A 2,354-nucleotide genomic window follows, 5' to 3' on the forward strand; every position below is an offset into this window, starting at 1 on the left:
GCGCGGCGGCGGCGCTGGGCTTCGGGGTGCGCGCGGCGGTGGCGCGCATCGGCCTGGTGAGCCTGCTCGGGCGGATTCCGCTGCTCGGGGCCCACCTGCGCATCTACCAGCTGTCGCGCCTGTATCTGACGCTCGGCATGCTGCTCGAAGGCGGTATCCCGGTGGTCTCGGCGATGCAGACGGCCGGCGGCACCGTGTCGCCGTCGATGCGCGAGGCGCTGCAACTGGCGCGCGTGGCCGTGCAGTCGGGCGAGCCGCTGTCGGTCGCGTTCCAGGCGCAGCGGCTGACCACGCCGATCTCGCTGCGCATGCTGCGGGTGGGCGAGCGCTCGGGCGAGCTCGGCGCGATGCTGACGCAGTCGGCCGCGTTCTACGACGGCGAGATCAGCCGCTGGATCGACCGCTTCACGCGCATGTTCGAGCCGCTGCTGATGGCGGCGATCGGTGTGGTGGTCGGCACCATCGTCGTGCTGCTGTACATGCCCATCTTCGATCTGGCGGGGAGCCTGTCATGACGATTCTCGACGCGCCGGCGGCGCGGTTCGACGCCGAGCAACTGATGCGCGCGCGCACCGTGGCGGCGGCCACCCGGCGGCATCTCGTGGAGGAGTTGCAGGCGCTGACCGGCGCGGAGCCGATCGATCTGCTGCGCGCGCTCGCCGCGCAGACGGCGATGGCCGTGATCGAGACGGCCGGCATGCTCGCGCTCGAACCGGCGTTCGACCGCGTGCCGTTGCCGCTCGCGATGCAGCGCCGCTGCGCGCTGCTGCGCGACAGGCGCGAGGCGGGCGAGGCGGATGACGCCGGCGGCGCGCTGATCGGCGTCGTCACCAGCCCGTTCGATCTCGACCTGCTGACCTGGCTCGACGCGCAGGCGGGCGGCGCGGTGGAGATGCGGCTCGCGCTGCCCGGCGACCTGCTCGCCTATCACGCGCGCCTGGAAGAATCGGCGCGCGCGGTGGACAGCCTCGTGAGCGCCGGCGACGGCAGCCAGGCCGACGGCCGCGCCACCCAGGTGCTGTCGTTCCAGAGCGTCAGCGAGGCGGCCAGCCCGGCCGTCAAGCTCGTCAACTCGACGCTCTACGACGCGCTGAAGGCCGGCGCGTCCGACGTCCACCTCGAAAGCACGGCCACCGGCCTCGCGCTCAAGTACCGCGTGGACGGCGTGCTCGACGCGGCCGCCACGATCCACGGCGTCGAGACGGCCGAGCAGGTGATCTCGCGCCTGAAGGTGCTGGCCGAGCTCGACATCGCCGAGCGGCGCGTGCCGCAGGACGGCAGCTTCCGCGTGGCGGCGGGCGGGCGCGACATCGACCTGCGCGTGTCGATCATGCCGAGCATCCACGGCGAGGACGCCGTGATCCGGATTCTCGACAAGCGCGCGATGATCGAGGCCTACGGCGCGCTGACGCTGGAGGCGCTCGGCTACGACGCCGATTCGCTGGTCGCGCTGCGCGCGCTGGCCGAGGAGCCGTACGGCATGCTGCTGGTGACCGGCCCCACGGGCTCGGGCAAGACCACCACGCTGTACGCCGCGCTGACCGAGATCCACAACGGCCGCGACAAGATCATCACGATCGAGGATCCGGTCGAATACCAGTTGCCCGGCATCCTGCAGATTCCCGTCAACGAGAAGAAGGGGCTGACGTTCGCGCGCGGGCTGCGCTCGATCCTGCGCCACGACCCCGACAAGATCATGGTGGGCGAGATCCGCGACCGCGAGACGGCCGAGATCGCCGTGCAATCGGCGCTGACCGGCCACCTCGTGCTGACCACCGTGCACGCCAACAACGTGTTCGACGTGTTCGGCCGCTTCGGCCACATGGGCATCGATCCGTACGCGTTCGTGTCGGCGCTGAACGGCATCTGGGCGCAGCGCCTGCTGCGCGTGAACTGCCCGCGCTGCGCCGCGCCGTATCGGCCGAGCGACGCCGAGCTGGCGCGGCTCGGCCTGACGCGCGAGGCCACCGCCGGCTACGACTTCCGGCAGGGCACCGGCTGCGGCGATTGCCGCGGCACCGGCTATCGCGGCCGTCGCGCGATCGCCGAGATCCTGATCCTCGACGACGAGATCCGCGATCTGGTGGTGGAGAAGCAGCCGATCCGCGTGATTAAGGAGGCGGCGCGCCGCAACGGCACGCGGCAATTGCGCGAGGTGGCGCTCGGGCTCGTGAAGCGCGGCGAAACCACGCTGGCCGAAGTGAAACGGGTGACCCTCAATGCTTGATCGCTGGCTCAGGCGGCTCGCGCCGCGCGGAGAATGCCGCCTCGTCGTGTCGCGCGAGGCGGTGACGGTGTGCCGCACCGGCGCGTCGCGTCATGCGGCGGGGCGGTTCGTCGAACGGCCGCCGACC

At 71.7% G+C, this 2,354-nt stretch carries 2 protein-coding genes; both read left to right on the forward strand.

The features are described from left to right. Positions 1–515 (forward strand): type II secretion system F family protein (locus G3N92_RS32980; protein WP_206131707.1); only part of this gene is annotated, 515 nt, incomplete at its 5' end. Further along, positions 512–2,227 carry an ATPase, T2SS/T4P/T4SS family gene (locus tag G3N92_RS32985; RefSeq protein ID WP_206131708.1) on the forward strand — a complete coding sequence of 572 codons (1,716 nt, stop codon included), beginning with the start codon at positions 512–514 and terminating at the stop codon, positions 2,225–2,227. The genes G3N92_RS32980 and G3N92_RS32985, both read left to right, overlap by 4 nt. The last annotated feature ends 127 nt before the right edge of the window (positions 2,228–2,354 follow it).

Source organism: Burkholderia sp. Ac-20379 (genome assembly GCF_017104645.1).
In the GTDB taxonomy this organism is placed as follows: domain Bacteria; phylum Pseudomonadota; class Gammaproteobacteria; order Burkholderiales; family Burkholderiaceae; genus Burkholderia.